1 protein-coding gene is annotated in these 766 nt (G+C 74.8%); it reads right to left on the reverse strand.

Annotation, left to right across the window (positions count from 1 at the left end):
* A partial coding sequence (locus F3J18_RS37710) for an EF-Tu/IF-2/RF-3 family GTPase (protein ID WP_240156532.1) occupies nt 1–766 on the reverse strand: 766 nt, incomplete at both ends.

A 766-nucleotide genomic window follows, 5' to 3' on the forward strand; every position in this document is an offset into this window, starting at 1 on the left:
ATGGCGCGGCGCGATCGCGCGCGGGCCCGCGCCGCCCGGCACCACCGCCGCGCCCGGCGGCAGCGGCAATGCTTCGGCCGGCAGCCCGGTCAGATGCATCAAGGTAGCCAGCGGCACGCCGAGCGGCGCCTCGTCGAGCAAGGCATCGAGCCGGCCCTGGTCGAGCCACGCGGCAATCGCGTCGAGCCAGGCACGCCGCGCCGCCGAACGACGCTTGTGCGCCGGCCCGAACGGATCGAGCACGCGGCCGCCGCCGACGGTGCGCGTCGCCTGCGCGTTACGCACGATGAAGCGATCGCCCGGCATCGCGAACACCGGTTCGTCGAACACCAGTTGCGCGCGTGCCGCTTGCCCGGCGGCGATCGTCTCGCCGTCGATCGGCACCACATGCGCCACCTGGTGCTGGGTGCCGAGATGCACGTGCAGCGGCGCCCAATGCGCGAGCGTGAGGTCCGCATCGGGCAGCAGGCGCAATTCGACGTCGATGCGCGGCGAGGTGCTGGCCAGCCGCGCGTCGACGATCGCATCGCCCCGCGAGAGCGCCGCCTTGTCGATGCCGGCTAGGTTGAGCGCGCAGCGCTCGCCGGCATGGCCGGTCTCGGCGGCCCGGTTCTGCGCATGCAGGCCGCGCACGCGCACCGTCTCGCCGCCGCGGGCCACGCGCAGGCTGTCGCCCGCCTGCACGCGGCCCGCGAAGGCCGTGCCGGTCACCACCGTGCCCTGCCCGGCCAGCGTGAACACGCGATCGACGGCGAGCCGGAACAGG

The organism is Burkholderia sp. Ax-1720, from assembly GCF_011753035.1.
Taxonomy (GTDB): Bacteria; Pseudomonadota; Gammaproteobacteria; order Burkholderiales; family Burkholderiaceae; genus Burkholderia; species Burkholderia gladioli.